The organism is Kitasatospora acidiphila (genome assembly GCF_006636205.1).
In the GTDB taxonomy this organism is placed as follows: domain Bacteria; phylum Actinomycetota; class Actinomycetes; order Streptomycetales; family Streptomycetaceae; genus Kitasatospora; species Kitasatospora acidiphila.
The window spans coordinates 2,757,781-2,773,975 of the sequence record NZ_VIGB01000003.1 but is presented as its reverse complement, the minus strand read 5'-3'; the positions used below and the strand labels follow the sequence as shown (position 1 = coordinate 2,773,975).

Annotated in this window: 9 protein-coding genes and 2 pseudogenes; 9 read left to right on the top strand and 2 right to left on the bottom strand. The window is 69.4% G+C overall.

Annotated features, from left to right (window positions below; translation table 11 throughout):
• Positions 1 to 2: 2 nt before the first annotated feature.
• The gene (locus E6W39_RS13215; RefSeq protein WP_141633720.1) at positions 3 to 680 is read left to right on the top strand and encodes a uracil-DNA glycosylase; all 678 of its coding nucleotides are present in this window, start codon (positions 3 to 5) and stop codon (positions 678 to 680) included.
• Here the strand turns inward: E6W39_RS13215 and E6W39_RS13210 are convergent.
• Complete coding sequence (locus E6W39_RS13210; RefSeq protein WP_220140212.1) at positions 677 to 862, bottom strand: hypothetical protein; 186 nt, start codon at positions 860 to 862, stop codon at positions 677 to 679. The genes E6W39_RS13215 and E6W39_RS13210 overlap by 4 nt on opposite strands.
• Before the next feature lie 138 nt (positions 863 to 1,000).
• Here E6W39_RS13210 and E6W39_RS13205 point away from each other — a divergent pair.
• From E6W39_RS13205 to E6W39_RS13190, 4 genes and pseudogenes are all read left to right on the top strand, one after another.
• Positions 1,001 to 1,573 (top strand): annotated as a pseudogene (locus E6W39_RS13205) (uracil-DNA glycosylase); the annotation flags it as partial.
• Between the two features lie 608 nt (positions 1,574 to 2,181).
• Entirely contained in the window at positions 2,182 to 2,697 is a 516-nt protein-coding gene (locus E6W39_RS13200) for a sigma-70 family RNA polymerase sigma factor (RefSeq protein ID WP_141633719.1), read from the top strand.
• Between the two features lie 265 nt (positions 2,698 to 2,962).
• Positions 2,963 to 5,014 (top strand): MMPL family transporter, encoded by a 2,052-nt coding sequence (locus E6W39_RS13195; protein WP_228718133.1) that lies wholly within the window; start codon positions 2,963 to 2,965, stop codon positions 5,012 to 5,014.
• A gap of 222 nt (positions 5,015 to 5,236) precedes the next feature.
• Positions 5,237 to 7,069: an aminotransferase class V-fold PLP-dependent enzyme gene (locus tag E6W39_RS13190; RefSeq protein WP_141633717.1), complete on the top strand. Its 1,833-nt coding sequence runs from the start codon at positions 5,237 to 5,239 to the stop codon at positions 7,067 to 7,069.
• Here E6W39_RS13190 and E6W39_RS43490 read toward each other — a convergent pair.
• Positions 7,044 to 9,893 (bottom strand): ATP-binding protein, encoded by a 2,850-nt coding sequence (locus E6W39_RS43490; RefSeq protein ID WP_181799254.1) that lies wholly within the window; start codon positions 9,891 to 9,893, stop codon positions 7,044 to 7,046. The two genes, E6W39_RS13190 and E6W39_RS43490, sit on opposite strands and share 26 nt — an antisense overlap.
• A gap of 210 nt (positions 9,894 to 10,103) precedes the next feature.
• Here E6W39_RS43490 and E6W39_RS13180 point away from each other — a divergent pair, with 210 nt between their 5' ends.
• From E6W39_RS13180 to E6W39_RS13165, 4 genes and pseudogenes are all read left to right on the top strand, one after another.
• Positions 10,104 to 12,896 (top strand): ATP-binding protein, encoded by a 2,793-nt coding sequence (locus E6W39_RS13180; protein ID WP_141633715.1) that lies wholly within the window; start codon positions 10,104 to 10,106, stop codon positions 12,894 to 12,896.
• Between the two features lie 205 nt (positions 12,897 to 13,101).
• Complete coding sequence (locus tag E6W39_RS13175) at positions 13,102 to 14,412, top strand: threonine/serine exporter family protein (RefSeq protein WP_181799253.1); 1,311 nt, start codon at positions 13,102 to 13,104, stop codon at positions 14,410 to 14,412.
• Between the two features lie 19 nt (positions 14,413 to 14,431).
• Positions 14,432 to 14,905 (top strand): annotated as a pseudogene (locus tag E6W39_RS13170) (uracil-DNA glycosylase); the annotation flags it as partial.
• A 425-nt stretch (positions 14,906 to 15,330) separates the two neighbouring features.
• Positions 15,331 to 16,179, top strand: a complete 849-nt coding sequence (locus E6W39_RS13165; RefSeq protein WP_323809016.1) for a helix-turn-helix domain-containing protein — start codon at positions 15,331 to 15,333, stop codon at positions 16,177 to 16,179.
• Positions 16,180 to 16,195 lie beyond the last annotated feature (16 nt).

The following is a 16,195-nucleotide window of genomic DNA, read 5'->3' as shown; positions in this document are numbered from 1 at the left end:
TCATGGCACCGCGTCCGTTGCATGAGATCGTCGAACCCGGCTGGGCCGAGGCCCTGGCACCAGTGGCCGGGCGGATCGCCGCCATGGGTGACTTCCTGCGCGCGGAGATCGCCGCAGGCCGGACGTACCTGCCGGCCGGGCCGAACGTGCTGCGGGCGTTCCAGCAGCCGTTCGCCGACGTCCGGGTACTGATCGTCGGTCAGGACCCGTACCCGACGCCCGGTCACGCGGTGGGCCTGAGCTTCTCGGTGGCGCCCGAGGTGCGGCCGCTGCCCGGCAGTCTGATCAACATCTACCGGGAGATGGGCGAGGACCTCGGCTGCCCGCCGCCCGGCAACGGGGACCTGACGCCGTGGACGCAGCAGGGCGTGCTGCTGCTGAACCGGGCGCTGACGACGGCGCCCGGTAAGCCGGCGGCGCACCGGGGCAAGGGCTGGGAAGAGGTCACCGAGCAGGCGATCCGCGCCCTGGTGGCCCGGGGCGGCCCGCTGGTGGCGATCCTGTGGGGCCGGGACGCCCGCAACCTGCGCCCGCTGCTGGGGCAGGTGCCGGCGGTCGAGTCGGCGCACCCGAGCCCGATGTCGGCGAGCTACGGCTTCTTCGGCTCCCGGCCGTTCAGCCGCGCGAACGACCTGCTGGTCAAGCAGGGCAGCCAGCCCGTGGACTGGCGACTGCCCTAGCTCGGCCGTTTCCACTGCCGGTCCGTAGCCCCGCGCAGGCTTCCGATGCCCATGGACAGGCTGGTGGCGGTGTCGCGGGCCTCGTAGCCACGTTCGTCGTCGGGCAGGAAGTGGTAGGACATCACTTCGAGGATCAGCAGCAGGAGGAACACGGGTACCGCGTAGAGGACGGTGGCTATCACGAGGCCACCTTCTGCTCCTGGTCGGTGGCGGCGTAGGTCATGGCGGTCACGGTGTGGCTGAGCATTTCGCGAGCCACCTGCTCGGCCTGGGCGTCGCGGGTGGCGATCAGCTCTGCCAGCCGCAGGTGGATCCGGATAGTGCGTGCGGAGGTTGCCGCGGGGCGGACGTACCTGCCTGTCGGGGCGAATATTCTGCGGGCGTTCCAGCAGCCGTTCGACGAGGTGCGGGTCCTGCTGGTTGGTCAGGATCCGTACCCACTCCGGGGATGGCGATTGGTTTGAGCCTCGCGGTCGACCCGCAGGTGCGGAACCTTCCTGGCAGGCTGGTCAACATCTACCGGGAGATGGGCCAGGACCTCGGGTGTCCGCCGCCCAGCAACGGTGACCTCACCCCCTGGACCCCGCAGGGGGTGCTGCTGCTCACCACCACGCCCGGCAAGCCGACAGCGCACCGGGGCAAGGGTTGGGAGGAGGTCACCGAGCAGGCGATCCGCGCTCTGGTGCGCCCGGGGCGGCCCGCTGGTGGCGATCCTCTGGGGCCGCGACGCTCGCAACCTGCGCCCGCTGCTCGGGCAGGTGCCGGCGATCGAGTCGGCTCAGCCGAGCCCGATGTCCCCTCACCGCGGGTTCTTCGGCTCCCGGCCGTTCAGCCGGGCGAACGACCTGCTGGTCAAGCAGGGCGCGCAGCCCGTGGACTGGCGACTGCCCTGACGACACGTCCTCACCGATCCGGAGCAGGCAGCCGGGGTTGTGGGCGCCTCACCGACCGAGAGAGCCGCGGCCCTCGCATGCCACCGTCCGGAGGCATTGCCGACAAGATCGGAAACCGCTACGAGGGCCGGCTCGCGGGCCTGTGCCTGCCGCCGACAGCGGGGGCAGCATCCCGGCGGAGAGCCGCCCCGCCGCACTCAACGGGATTCAGCCGCCCGTTTCAGCCGCCTTCGCGTGTGAGATATCCGCCGTCTGCCACATATCTGCAGGTCAGGGGCTCGCCCGAGGGAGGTCGACACGTGCTGCAACGCTCGGCTCACGCCGACCGGGAGTGGCGTTCCCCTGTTTGTCATCCGTCGGTCTTGAGTAGCGCTGCCACCGTGACCGGTTTCGAGTCGGACCGCTGACTACGCGTCCCAACCCGCCCGCCGACGGGCTGTCCAAACGTGCTTAGTCGGCGGATGTTCCCTTCTTTCCATCCCTGCAAACTTCGATGGTCGGCCCGACCGGCACAGCTGTCCCTCATCGAACTCGCAAGGATGCGCATGAGAACGCTCATTACGAGCGGGCCGACTCCGGTGAACGACTCCCCGACCGACCATGGCCGGATGTCCGAGGTCCAGTTCCGCAGGCTGAGCGCCATGCACCGCACTGCGGTCCTGTCCTACCTCGCCAAGCGAACGTTCGGGGATCCGCAGCTGGCCGAGGACCTCACGCAGGAGACCTTTCTACGGGCGTTGCACCATCCTGAGATCCTGTCCGCCGACCGCCAATCGGCACTGCCGTGGCTCTACCGGGTGGCCAGGAACCTGCTCATCGACCACCTGCGCTCACGCAGGCACAGACCTGTCGAGGTCGGCTCCGACGACCTCGACATGGTCTTCAACGAGAGCGCGGCCGCAAACGAGATCGACCTGCTCCTGACGAGCTGGTCGGTTCGCTCGGCGCTGGCGTCCTTGAGCGATCAGCATCGCGCCGTGGTAACCCAGATCTACTTCGAGGAGCATTCCGTCAACGCCGCCGCCGAGATCCTCGGTGTGCCCCCCGGCACCGTCAAATCCCGGTGCCACTACGCGCTCCGCTCGCTTCGGTCGACCCTGCGAGAGCACCAGCTGGTCAAGTAGCCGACGCGATGCGTCCGGTGCCACTGGACATCAGGGACGCCCGAGGTCGCGACAAGAACTACGCCTGCCCGCAGCTGCTTCCGGCTGCCATCAACCGAGGTCCCCCATGACGAAAACCGATCACAGTCTGGTTCCGCACGACGGCCGGGCGAACCCCTCTCCTCGTACGACGGAGGGCGGGCGGGCGAGCCGTCATCCCGAACAAGGCGAACCGTCAGGCCTTTTGGGTCGGCTCGGCCTCTGGGCTGCGGGCCGCCTGCGGCTGGTGAGCGTGCTCTGGCTCGTCGTGGTCGCCGGGCTCGGCTCCTTCGCCCCGCAGGTGACCTCCTCGCTGGCCGGCGCCGGCTGGCAGGCCAACGGTTCGGAGTCGGTTCGCGTCCGCGAGCTCGCTCAGCAGCACTTCGACGGCAACGCCTCCTCGGCTCTTCAGATCGTCATCGCCGCTGACCGACCGGTGACCGACCCCGCCGTTCAGCAGGTCGTCGACCGGGCGACAGCGCTTCTGAAGACCGACCCGCGAATCGGCGAGGTGGTATCGCCTCAGCCCGGCGCCACGATCAGTCGTGACGGGCGCACCGCAGTCGTGTTGGCCGGCGCGAAGGCCGACACCAACGCCATGGTCCGTGCGGCAGACGACCTGAAGGGTCCGCTCAGGGCACTGTCCGGGGCGGGTATCGAGGTGAGCGCCACAGGCGCGTCCGTCCTGTGGAGCGACTTCAACGCCGCCAACCACGATGCGATGATGCAGTCGGAGATGTTGTCGTGGCCGGTGACCCTCGCAATCCTGGTGCTTGCTTTCGGCTCGCTGATCGCCGCCGGGCTCCCGCTGCTGCTGACCATGGCAGGACTGGCAGCCTCGGCCGGTGCACTGGTGCTGCTCAATCACCTGACGCCGACGTCCATCTGGGCGATGAACTTCGCGATGATGTTCGCCCTCGCCCTGGGCATCGACTACGCCCTGTTCATCGTCGTACGGTTCCGTGGGGCGCTCGCTCGCCACGGCGACGCCCGGCGCGCCGTCGGCGAAACCATGGACACTGCGGGTAAGGCCGTCGCGCTGTCCGGTGCCACGGTCCTGGTCAGCCTTTCCGCGGTCCTGCTCGTCCCGGCACCCGCCTTTCGGTCCATGGCGCTGGGCATCATGATCGCGGTCACGTTCGTCCTGGCTGCGACCCTCACGCTGCTGCCCGCCGTTCTCGGAAGCCTCGGAGTCCGGGTCAACGCGGCGGCTCTGCCGTTCGCCCGTCCCCAGGACGCCGCAGGCTCGCCCCGCTTCGCCGGCTGGGCCGAACGTCTGTGGCGACACCCGCTGCGGTACGGCGTCCCCGCCGTGATGGTTCTGCTGGCACTCGCCGTTCCGGTGGTCGGGCTCCGGACCGCCATGCCGTCCATCACCGTCATCCCCACGGACTCCTCCGCTCGAACGGGCTACGTTGCCGTCCAGAAGGCCTTCGGTGCCGGGGCTCCCGGCGCCCTTCAGATCGTGGTGCCCCTCGCCCAGGCCGAGGCTGCCGTCGCCGTCCTCAGGAGCACCCCGGGGATCGCCGCCGTGATGCCGACGGCGAACGCGGCCGACCGGTCCGGCTTCGCGCTCGTCCAGGCCGTTGCAGCCGTCGATCCCTCAGACCCCGCCCTGAAGACGACCGTTGCCGAACTGCGCAGGCATCTTCCCGGGCAGGCACTGGTCGGTGGCGCCGTCGTCGAGAACCTCGACCTGCAGGCCGTCCTGGACGCCAAGACCCCGCTGGTCGTCGGAGTCATTCTGGCGCTCGGTTTCGTCCTGCTCCTGCTTGCGCTGCAGGCGCCGCTGGTTGCCCTGATCGGCACAGTCACCAACCTGCTCGCCACGGCGGCCGCCTTCGGTGCTGCCCGCCTCGTCTTCCAGGACGGGCACGGGGCAGGGCTGATCGGGTTCACCGCACAGGGTTTCCTTGACGGGTGGGCACCGGTCTTCTTCTTCGCCATGATCTTCGCGATCGCGATGGACTACACCGTCTTCCTCCTCGCCTCGGCCAAGGAGCACTACGAACGCACCGGTAACCCGCGCGAGGCCGTGATCGGCGCCCTGGCACACTCGGGCCGGGTCGTCTTCGCGGCCGCCGCCGTGATGGTCGCGGTCTTCTTCACCTTCGCGCTCTCCGGCCCGCTGCCCCCCAAGGAGATGGGCATCGTCCTGGGTCTGGCAGTCCTGCTCGACGCGACCCTGGTCCGCCTGGTCCTGCTGCCCGTCCTGCTCCGGCTGACCGGACGCGCCGCTTGGTGGACTCCGGCCTGGCTCAGCAGGCTCCTGCCGACCCTCCGGTTCTCCCACGACTGACGCCGAGGCACCCCGGACCTTCGGCGCCGCACCGTCGTTGCCCGGCAAGCCGGCATTCGTCAGGACCACCGCCGAACGCCGCGGCGCCGCGCGGACTGTGCGCAATCGCACGACCACGTGAACCTTCGACCGAAAACCTTCCCAAAGCCTCCCGCGAAAGAGAATGCTGTGCTTGCGACCCTCAGGAAACCGTTGCGGCTGCTCCGCCAGTCCCGCCGAAGCATGTCGGCCACGGTCCCGGACGCCTCGGGCGGGAAACGAGCGGCAGAGTCCGCAGCTTCCGGCCGGTCGGACGCGCAGGCGCAATCGGGCGCTGCCACGGCGCGGCTGGCCCGGATCCGGCGCGGCCTCATCGGTGACGGCGACGTGCTGCCGGGTCCCTACGGGCCGCGGCGCATCACCTATGCCGACTACACGGCCTCCGGGCGTTCGCTGGACTTCATCGAGGACTGGCTCCGCACGACGGTCCTCCCCCAGTACGCCAACACACATACGGAGAGCTCCGCCACCGGGCTGCAGACATCCCGCTTGCGCGAGGATGCTCGCCAGCTCATCCACCGCGCGGTCGGCGGCACCGACGACCACGTCGTGCTCTTCTGCGGTTCGGGGACCACAGCCGCCGTGAACAAGCTCGTCGGCCTTCTGGAGCTGCAGAGCCCGGTCGGGCTGGCCGAACAGCACGGTCCGGCGCACGCCATCGCAGAGCACCAGCGGCCGGTCGTCTTCGTCGGCCCCTACGAACATCACTCGAACGAACTGCCCTGGCGGGAGTCGATCGCCGATGTCGTGGTCATCAAGATGGATTCGAACGGTCAGATCGACGAGGACGATCTGCGCACCCAACTCGGCCGCTACGCGGACCGGCCACTACGCATCGGCAGCTTCTCGGCAGCTTCCAATGTGACCGGCATCCTCACCGACACCGACCGCATCGCCTCCCTGTTGCACGCTCACGGGGCGCTGTCCTTCTGGGACTTCGCCACGGCTGGGCCGTACGTGCCGATCCGTGTCACCGAGTCGGCACCAGGCCGCATCGATCACAAGGACGCCGTCTTCCTGTCGCCCCACAAGTTCGTCGGAGGCCCGCAGTCTCCGGGAGTGCTCATCGTTCGGCGGAGCCTCGTCCGCAATCGGGTACCCACCATGCCGGGCGGCGGCACCGTGGCCTTCGTCGACCCCCAGCACCAGTACTACCTCGACGACGTGGTCGCCCGGGAAGAAGGCGGCACTCCAGCCATCGTCGAGTCGATCCGCGCCGGCCTCGCCTTCGGGGTCAAGGAGATGGTCGGTACCGAGCTGATCCACACCAGGGAGGAGCGATCCTGGAACGCGGTCCTGGCCCGCTGGCAGAACAACCCGAACATCGTCATCCTCGGCGCCACCCACGTGCCACGCCTGCCAGTCGTCTCGTTCCTGATCCGACACGGCGACCGCTATCTCCACCACAACTTCGTGGTCGCCCTGCTCAACGACCTGTTCGGCATCCAGGCCCGCGGCGGCTGCTCCTGCGCCGGCCCGTACGGGCACCGTCTGCTGAACATCGACGGAGACCATTCGGCGGCGCTGCGTGACGAGATCGTGACACACGGGCACGAAGGCATCAAGCCCGGCTGGACGCGAGTCAGCTTTCCGTACTTCATGTCCGACACCGTCCGGGACTTCATCATCGAGGCGGTCGATTTCATAGCCACGGACGGCTATCGCCTGCTTCCCGACTATCGCTTCGCTCCGGGCACCGGCCTCTGGCGTCACGAGGGCGGCCCGGTGGAAGCCCCGTTGAGCCTGGCCGACTTCCGCTTCTACACCCTGGACGGCCCTGACTGGAACGCCAACACACCTGCCCGCCACGGTGAGGAGGCCCTGGCGGGCTACCTCGCCCACGCACGTCGCCTCGTCGCCAAACGTCCCAGAGGAATTGCCGAAGGCCACCTCGACCTGCCTGAAGGCTTCGAGGCCCTCCGTCACTTCGCCATTGCCGAGGCCTGCCTGCAGACACACCCCGATGGCACGGATGCGCGAGCCAACACCGTCAGGGAGTCATCCCCCCTGCGGTGAGCCCCCGTTTCGCGGCCTCGCCGGCGATCTCCACCCTTGACCTGAACGAGAGCTTGGCCAGGATGCGCGAGACATGGCTCTGGACGGTGCGGGCGGAAAGCAGCAGTTCGGCGGCGATCTCCGGATTGGACCGGCCGACGGCGACCAGGTGGGCGACCCGCAGCTCGGTCGCTGTCAGGCTGGCCCAGCCGGAGGTTGCCCTTACGCGGGGGCCACGGGCCCCTTGCCGAATCCCACGGGCGCGCAGCCTTGCTCGGGCACGCCGGACGTCCCAGACTGCACCAAGACCCGTGTACGCGGCCACGGCATCGTCCAGTCGGCGCTTGGCTTCGATCGGCGATCCTTGGGCGGCCAACAGTTCCGCCGCATCCTCCAGCGCGTTGGCCTGCCGCAACGGGCGGGAGGAGGACGCGTAGTAGTCCGCGGCGGTGACGAGTGCGGCAGGGTCACCTGCCAGAAGGCCGGCGCAGTGCACGGCCGTGTGGTGCCGGTAGGCGGTGCTCGGCTCGGGCGGGCCCGGCGGCCGGACAGCCGCGGCAGCTTCGGCCGTAGCGCGATCGCCGCTTGCCAGAGCCAGCCGCACAATGATCGGAAGCCAGTCGCAGGGGTCCGCCAGGAAGGCCGCGATCTGCGGGTCGAGGACGGGACGCAGCGCCGCAAGCGCCTGATCCGCGAGCCCGGATCGTTCGGCAGCGACGGAGCGTGCCATCAGCAACCACTGTGCGGTCTCATGGTCGGCCGGAGTTTCCAAACGGTGATCGCGCATCAGGCGCAGCTGCGCCTCGGAGGTTGTCCTGTCGTCGCGATGGGCAGCCACCAGCGCGGTCAGGCCACGTGACAGGACAGCCACCTGTCCGTGTCCGTTCCCATTCAGGTGATCAAGCTCGACCAGGGCGTCATCCCACTGCCCCCTCCTGAAGCGGTGAGCGGCGATGGCTGTGGTCGCCCCCAAGTCCGGGACCGCCAGCCGGTCGCTGACCAGACGGATCTCCGTGATTTCGTGTTCGGCTTCAACGAGCTCGTCCAGGACGCCCATGATGATGACCCGTTGGGTCCGGATCAACCGCTCGATCCGTGGTTGAGTACCGTCTGCGCACAGCGCCAGTCCCCGTGTGCTGAGTTCCAGCGCAGCAGCAGGGTTGTCATCATGGACCCGAGCTATCACCGCCTGCATCCAGCGTGCGTAGGCCAGGGCGAAGCTCTCGCCAGAGCGTTCGCCGCTGATCACGGCCTGGGCGGCTGCTTCGATCGCCTCGCCGGGCCGGCCCGACCGGAACAGATGGAAAGCGCTCTCGGCGAGCAGCCGAGCCGTGCACCGCTCGCTCATGCCATCGATCTTGGTGGCGGCGACGACTTCGGCCGCGTCATTCAAGCCGCCGCCGCTCGGGGCCTGCGCGTGGAGTGCACGAGCGAGCAGCCAGGACGCTTCGGCCGCGTGGTCAGGCTCGATGGAGCCTTCGGCCAGGACCTCTCGCGCAAGCGCCTCGGCCTCTACGAGCCTGGCCGAGGAGACGAGGGCCTCGACCGTACGCAGTCGCAGCGCCGTGAGGTCCACTGCCGGCAATCCCGCAGTGACGGCACGCGCCAGCAACCCCACTGCGACCGCGGGAGAGCGATCGACCAGCTCCCGGGCATGGTCTGCGGTCCAACCGACCGCCCACGCATCGCTGCCCGCATCGTCGGCTTGGAGCAGTTGCGACGCCACTTGCTCACGTGGCGCGCCGGTCCGGGCGAGCGCCTCGGCCGCCTGCCTGTGCAGAACCCCACGCAGCGTGGCTGGGATGGTGTCCGCGAATGCCTGCCAGATCAGATGGTGCCGAAAGCTCAGCCGCTCGCTCGCGGGAACGAGCAGTGCCGCAGCCAGGGCTTCGTCCACGAGGGGCAGAAGAGCGATCAGCGGCCGGCCTGAGACGGTCGAAAGGTCCATGAGCTGGAACTCGGCCCCCAGCACAGCCGCGATTCCGAGTACCTCGCGAAGCTCCGCGGAGAGGTGCTGGATGCGATCGGCAATCGTCGCTCCCAGCGGCAGGCCACGGTGTCCCGGCCTGACTTCGAGCCCGTGCGGGCCCTTGGCCAACGCGTCGTTCTCACGGAGCAGCGTCAGCAACTCGGTGAGGTGCAGGGGATTACCGCCGGCCCGGCTGAGCTCCCGTACCAGCGACGGAGCAGCAGGACCTGTCAGCTGGTTGTCTGCGAGCGCCATCGCCGCGCAGTCGGACAGGGGCCCAAGACGGATGGTCAGGCCGCTAGTGCGTTCCAATCCGCGAAGGACGGCGCTCACTTCACCCTCGCCGGCGCCGGAGCGCACAGCCGCTGCCATGACCAGCGGCAACTGCTCCGCTTGGCGCGCCAGTCGTATCCAGAGCGCCGCTGACATCTCGTCCGCCCACTGAAAGTCATCCAGGACCAAGAGCACCGGACCGCTGGCGCATTGGCGCTCCACTGCCTGAAACAGTCGTTCTGCCACGGCCGGTACCGGATCCGCCATCGCGCCGGCGCTGTGCTGTCGTAGCGCTGCTACGGCCGCTCGATACTCCTGGCGCAACCGGCCGGCGGATGAATTGCCGGTCCTGAGCAGCTCCAGAAATGGCCACAGCGGGAACTGCTGCTCAATTTCATTCGCCGAGCCCCAGAGCACCGTGAAACCCGCCCGCTCCGCTTGATCAGCGCACGCCGTCAGAAGCGCGGATTTCCCGATCCCGGCTTCCCCGCACACCATCACTGCTCGGCCGGAACCAGTCAGGGCGGTGGACAACACCGTACCGAGCTGTGCTGACTCGGCCGCCCGGCCGACCAGAGTTGCTGCCGACCTGCTGGTTCCCATCCGGAGAAGGTACCTCACCGGCTGTAGCGCGAGTGCGTCGTCTTGGCGACGCGCGGGAGTAGTAGCATGGCGCGTTCTGACCCGATTTGTCGTCCTGGGGACTGGGCGTCGATGGGGTGCCATATTCGGGCCGCTGCAGGGATCGCCTGCCGGGGCGGCTCACGGCGAGCTCCGTGATGGTCGGATGACAGGAAGACAACGGAGACATCGATGGCGACGGCTTTGTGCGGCCGTGACGACGAGCAGGCCCGGTTGGATCTGCTGGTTCAACAGGTGGCCGCAGGGCAGGGCCGGGCGATGGTGCTTCGGGGTGAGCCTGGGATCGGGAAGTCCGCCATGCTCGACGTGGCCGAGACCCTCTGCCGCGGGGCCGGGATCTCCGTGCTGCGTGGGCAGGCCAGTGAGATGGATCATTGGCTGCCGTTCGCCGCGCTGAGTGACTGCCTTGGTACGGACACAGCGGAGCGTCCGGGTCTTGCACGGATCCGGAGTCTGATGCGAGGTGACGAGCGGGTGGGCGCACTGGCCGGAGCCGCTGGTCAGGAGTTTCTGATCGCCGAGGCCATCCTCTCCTCGCTGGACGACTGGTGCTCGGCGGGGCCGGTCGCCCTGTTGGTGGACGACGTGCACTGGGCGGACGCGGCGAGTCTGGCCGTCATCCACCGCCTCGCCAGGGCTCTGGACCAGCTGCCGCTCCTCGTCCTGCTGACCAGCCGTCCCGCTCCGGAACCCGGTCCGGTCAGCCGACTCCTGCTGAGCCTGGAAGAGCACAAGGTGCCGACCGTCACCCTCGGACCCTTGGACGAGGACAAGGTCGCCGAGCTGGTCGCGGAGCTCACGGGCGTGCGTCCGGGGGACCGTCTGCGAGAGCTGGTGGCGGGCGCGGCAGGCAATCCCCTCTACGTGATCGAGCTGATCTCGGCACGGGCCGGTGCCGACGGCTTCGATGCCGGGAGTCCCGTCGAGGAGGTCGACGGCGGGGACTCATCGGTGCCGGGCCCACTCAACGCGGCGATATTCCAACGGCTCGGGTCCCTCAGCGCCGGCACCCGCGAGATGCTGAAGATCGTGGCACTACTCGGCCGTGCCTTCAGCGCGGCTGAGATGACCGCCGTCCTCCAGCGTCCGGTGACCGAGCTGCTGACGCCAGTGGCAGAGGCGATCGCGGCGGGCGTGTTGGAGGAACGCGGTGGTCTGCTGGCATTCCGGCACGACCTGATCCGCCGCGTCGTGGTGCAGAGCTACTCGCACGCCGTCCGTACGGCTCTGCACCAGCAGATCGGTGTCGCACTGGCTGCGATGAACGCTCCCGTCGAGCGCGTCGCCGAGCACCTCCTGGAAACCTCGCAGCTCAGCGAGCGGGACGTGGAGTGGCTGCGCGGCGCGCTGGACTCGCTTCTGGTCCGCGCGCCCAGACTCGCTGTCGAGCTGTTGCACCGCGCACGGGACCGCTCGCCGTCGGACGAGCTGGACTTCGAGCTCGTCCGCGCCCTGATGTGGGCCGGACGACTTCCCGAGGCCGAGCGGGCCGCTCAACTACTCCTCGCCCGGCCGTTGCCGGTCGAACAGGAGGGGGTGGTGCGATGGTGGCTCGCCCAGGCGGTCCTGCAGCAGGGGCGAGTGCTGGAGACGGTGGCGGTCGTACGCGCAGCAGCGGAACGGGAGGGCATTTCGCGTGCGCAGGCTGCACGGTTCCGCGCCCTTGAGGCACAGGCGCTGCATCTCATGGTTCGGCTGGACGAGGCCGAGCGCGCTGCCGGCCTCGCAGTGACTGGCGGACGGCAGAGCGGCGATGCCTACGCCACCGCGTACGGTCTCACCACGCGCGCGGCCGTCCTGCTGGTCACGAGACGCGTCGAAGAGGCCCTCGACCTCGTCGACGAGGCGTTCGTCGCATTGGGCGGCCGCGAGACCCAGCCCGATGTCCAGCTCTCCCCGCACATGGCACGTGGATTCTGTCTGGCCGACCTCGATCGGGCGACCGAGGCGTACGAGGACTTCCGTGAAGGTGTACGCCAGAGTGAGAGTGCTGGGGGAGCCTTCCTGACCTGGCACCAGTCGGCCATCGCCAACCTCGAGTTCCTGCGTGGAAACTGGGACGATGCGCAGACAGCGGTCCAGACCGGTCTGGACGCAAGTGACCCGCTCGACGTCGGGCCTGATCTCCGGGCGCTCGCGGCGATGATCAACATCCGCAGGGGTCAGCGGACGGAGCACACGGACTTCGTCAGTACCGCACCGCTGGATCTCCGGGCGTATTCGTATACCGAGTATCTCCACAGGTGGGCACGGGCCATGGCCCGGGACGCGGACGGTGACTCCGCGGGTGCTTTCCAGCTGCTCGAGTCGTTCCTGTGGGATTCGGACCGCCTGACGGAGGTGCTGATGCTCGACCACGTCTTCCCGGACGCTGCGCGGCTCGCCTTCTGCCTGGGGCGCACGGACCGGCTCGCGGCGCTGGAAGCGTCCGCGCGCGAGATCGCCGCCTTCCAGCCCAGCCCGAACAAGCGTGGGACCGCGGCTCTCTGCCGTGGGCTCGCTGAAGCGGACTGCTCGCTGCTGACAGAATCCGCCGATGCCTACCGATCCGCAGGGCGCCCGCTGTTCATGGCGTTTGCTCAGGAGAACGAAGCAGTGCTTCGAGCCCGTGCGGGCCAGCCGAACCAAGCCGGCACTCTCATGTCCCAAGCCGTGCGGACATATGCCATGCTCGGCGCTGACTGGGATGTCCGCAGGGCGGAGGGACGGCTTTCGCTCGAAGGGCTCACGCTCGAAAGTCGAAGAGCACCGTCCAAAGCGGCGACCGGTTGGGACGCTCTGACGAAGACGGAGCAACTCGTCCTGTCGATGGTCGCCGAAGGCTGCTCGAATCCACAGATCGCCGAGCGACTGTACGTTTCCCGCCGAACGGCGCAGACCCACGTGTCGCGTGTCATGGCCAAGCTCGGCAAGTCCTCGCGCGTCGAACTCGCAGTGGCGGCGATGCTGCGAACGGAGGCGTGAGGCCGTCAAACGCCAGGAAGCTTCGTGCGTGATCGTGCGCCGAGACGCACATCACGTTGAACCTCCTGCCGGAACTGCTCGTAAGGCTTCCCATGAGCTCGCTGAACCAGTGAGTCGATTTTGTGACCGGCGACCGGCAGAGCGCCGACAACGGATTCCAGCCGCTCGAGCGGCTGCTCGACGAGAACACGACCCGATGACCACCATGTACGAGCCCCTGACCGTCCGCCAGTTCGTTCGCCGCACCACCCCGGTGCACGAGGAGGCCGGCGAACTTCTGCTACTCGCCCTGCGCACCGGCGAACTGCTGCTGGCCAGCGGCGCGCCGGCGGCCGACGTCGTGGCGACGACGACCGCGATGGCGGCTGCCCTGGGACTGCACGGCTGTGCGGCGGACGTCACCGCCGGCACCCTCTCGCTGTCCTACCGCAGCGGGCCGCGAGCGGTACCCATGACCGAGGTCCGGGTTGTGCGCACCACTGCCCTCGACTACTCGCGCATCGATGCCGTCCACCACTTCGTCGAACAGGTCGGGTGGGGCTCCCTGGACGTCCACGGCGCGCGGTCCCGCCTGGCGCAGATCGAGGCTGCCCGACCGGCCCACCCCGCCTGGCAGGTCACCCTGGCCTGGGCGGCCCTGGGTGGCTTCTTCACCGTGATGCTGGGCGGCGGGCCGACTGCGTTCGTCGCTGCCGCCGTAGTGGCCGCCTTCATCGATCGCGCCAACCAGTACCTGTCGCACCGCCGCGTGCCCGGATTCCACCAGGTGGTCCTGGGAGGAGCCGTGGCCACCGCCACCGCAACGGCGCTCTTCCTCACCGACGCGACCACCCAGGCACCGCTCGTCGTCGCGGGCGGCATCGCGATGCTGCTGCCGGGCCTGGCTTTCGTCAGCGGAGTGCAGGACGCCATGGCCGGGTACCTGGTCACCGCCGCAGCACGCGCCATGGAAGCGGCGATGACCGTCGCCGCGATCGTCGCCGGAGTGGGAGCGGTCCTCTACACAGCGGTGCGCTCCGGGCTGCGGGCCCCACAGGTCCAGCCGGGCGACTTCCCCCTGCACGGCTGGACCGCACTCGCCCTGGAGGCCCCGGCGGCGATGATGGTCTGCGTCTGCCTAGCCTTCTGCCTCCAGGCGACCCGGTGGAACCTACTCACCGCGGGCCTGGCCGGTGCCCTGTCCTGGACCGTCTACCTGGTGCTCTGGCAGGAGTACCACCTCCCGCCGCCCCTGGCCGCAGCGGTCGCGGCCACCCTCGTCGGCCTCGGCACCCAGGCCCTCGCACACCGCACCAACACCCCGGCACTGCTGCTCACCGTCGCGGGCATCGCACCGCTCGCCCCCGGCTACACCATCTACCAGGGCATGCTCTACCTCAGCCACGGCCAACTCGCCCCCGGCCTGCTGACCATCGGCCAAGCCGCGGCCATCGGCCTGGCCATCGCAGCTGGCCTCACACTCGGTTACACCACCGCCGACCAGCTCGCCCCCGGATTCGCACGCCAGCACGCGTAAGCACCCACAACTCCCTCTCCCGCACCCGTTCTCCGGTCACGCGGTGGGCCTGAGCTTCTCGGTGGCGCCCGAGGTGCGGCCGCTGCCCGGCAGTCTGATCAACATCTACCGGGAGATGGGCGAGGACCTCGGCTGCCCGCCGCCCGGCAACGGGGACCTGACGCCGTGGACGCAGCAGGGCGTGCTGCTGCTGAACCGGGCGCTGACGACGGCGCCCGGTAAGCCGGCGGCGCACCGGGGCAAGGGCTGGGAAGAGGTCACCGAGCAGGCGATCCGCGCCCTGGTGGCTCGGGGCGGCCCGCTGGTGGCGATCCTCTGGGGCCGCGACGCCCGCAACCTGCGCCCGCTGCTGGGGCAGGTGCCGGCGGTGGAGTCGGCGCACCCGAGCCCGATGTCGGCGAGCTACGGCTTCTTCGGCTCCCGTCCGTTCAGCCGCGCGAACGACCTGCTGGTCAAGCAGGGCGCGCAGCCGGTGGACTGGCGGCTCCCGTAGATCGGATCGGCCCTGAGCTGCAGGTTCGCGGCACGGCCAGGTCCGGGTTGCGTGGGAAGGGCATGAAGCCCGTCCCGGACCAGCGGGCCGGGCAGGGGCGCTGATTCGCCGCCCCTGGGTCGCGGGCAGCCGGTACCGGCGAGCCGCCGGCCGGTCTCCAGGACCAGCCAGCCCTCGTCACGGTGGTCGCCGCCCTGGGCGGGCGCTGACCACCGCCGGGTACCGCAGGCCAGGACGGCGTCTTGCTGCCCGCGCCTGGGACGGATGGATCTTGGTGTTGGTTAGGGTCCAGCCATGCCGAAGACACATGTGGTGGCTGTACTGGCCTTCGATGGAATGGCGCCGTTCGAGCTGGGCGTGGTGGTGGAGGTTTTCGGCCTGTCCCGGCCCGAGTTGGGAGACCTGCCCTGGTACGAGCTGAGGGTATGCGCCGAGGACCCCGGCCGGGATCTGCGGGCGGTTGGCGGGTTCACGCTGCGCGCCGAGCACGGGCTCGATGCGCTGGCCGCGGCGGACACGGTAATCGTGCCGGGGGTGGCCGAGGCCGGGGCGGAGGTCTCGCCCACCCTGGTGGAAGCGCTGCTGCGGGCCCATGCGAGGGGGCGCGCCTGGTATCGATCTGTTCGGGGGCGTTCGCGCTGGCCGCGACCGGCCTGCTGGAGGGGCGGCGCGCCACCACCCACTGGCGCTACGCCCGTGCGCTTGCCGAACGGCATCCCGGGATCGAGGTCGACCCCGACGTGCTGTACGTCGACAACGGCGATGTCCTCACCAGCGCGGGCAGCGCGGCCGGCATCGACCTGTGCCTCTACCTGGTCCGGGCCGATCACGGTGCGGCCGTCGCCAACGCGGTGGCGCGCCGCTTCGTCGTTGCGCCGCACCGCGAGGGCGGGCAGGCCCAGTACATCGAGGCGGCGGTGGGAGAGATCGGCCCCGAAGACGACGGCGTCACGAAGAGCATGAACTGGGCGCTGAGCCATCTGCACACACCGCTGTCCGTGCCCGCCCTGGCCCGGGTCGCGTGCATGTCGGAACGCTCGTACTTGAGGCACTTCACCCGCCGCAACGGCGTGAGCCCGATGCGCTGGGTCATCGCCCAGCGGGTGGCTGCCAGCCTGCCACTGCTCGAGTCCGCTGAGGGCACCGTGGACGAGGTTGCCGCCGCGGTCGGTTTCGACAGCGCCGCGACGTACCGGCACCACTTCACCCGCCAGATGCGTACGACGCCCACGGCTTACCGCAAGACGTTCACCAACGTCCCCGCTTACTCATGAGGTTGCTCCGTACGGC

Bases quoted from the DNA above. Each gene is read 5' to 3' on its own strand.
- E6W39_RS13200 (WP_141633719.1), top strand. From the start codon at position 2,182: ATGTCCGAGGTCCAGTTCCGCAGGCTGAGCGCCATGCACCGCACTGCG.
- E6W39_RS13190 (WP_141633717.1), top strand. From the start codon at position 5,237: ATGTCGGCCACGGTCCCGGACGCCTCGGGCGGGAAACGAGCGGCAGAG.
- E6W39_RS13215 (WP_141633720.1), top strand. From the start codon at position 3: ATGGCACCGCGTCCGTTGCATGAGATCGTCGAACCCGGCTGGGCCGAG.
- E6W39_RS13165 (WP_323809016.1), top strand. From the start codon at position 15,331: ATGCGCCGAGGACCCCGGCCGGGATCTGCGGGCGGTTGGCGGGTTCAC.
- E6W39_RS13175 (WP_181799253.1), top strand. From the start codon at position 13,102: ATGTACGAGCCCCTGACCGTCCGCCAGTTCGTTCGCCGCACCACCCCG.
- E6W39_RS13180 (WP_141633715.1), top strand. From the start codon at position 10,104: ATGGCGACGGCTTTGTGCGGCCGTGACGACGAGCAGGCCCGGTTGGAT.
- E6W39_RS43490 (WP_181799254.1), bottom strand. From the start codon at position 9,893: ATGGGAACCAGCAGGTCGGCAGCAACTCTGGTCGGCCGGGCGGCCGAG.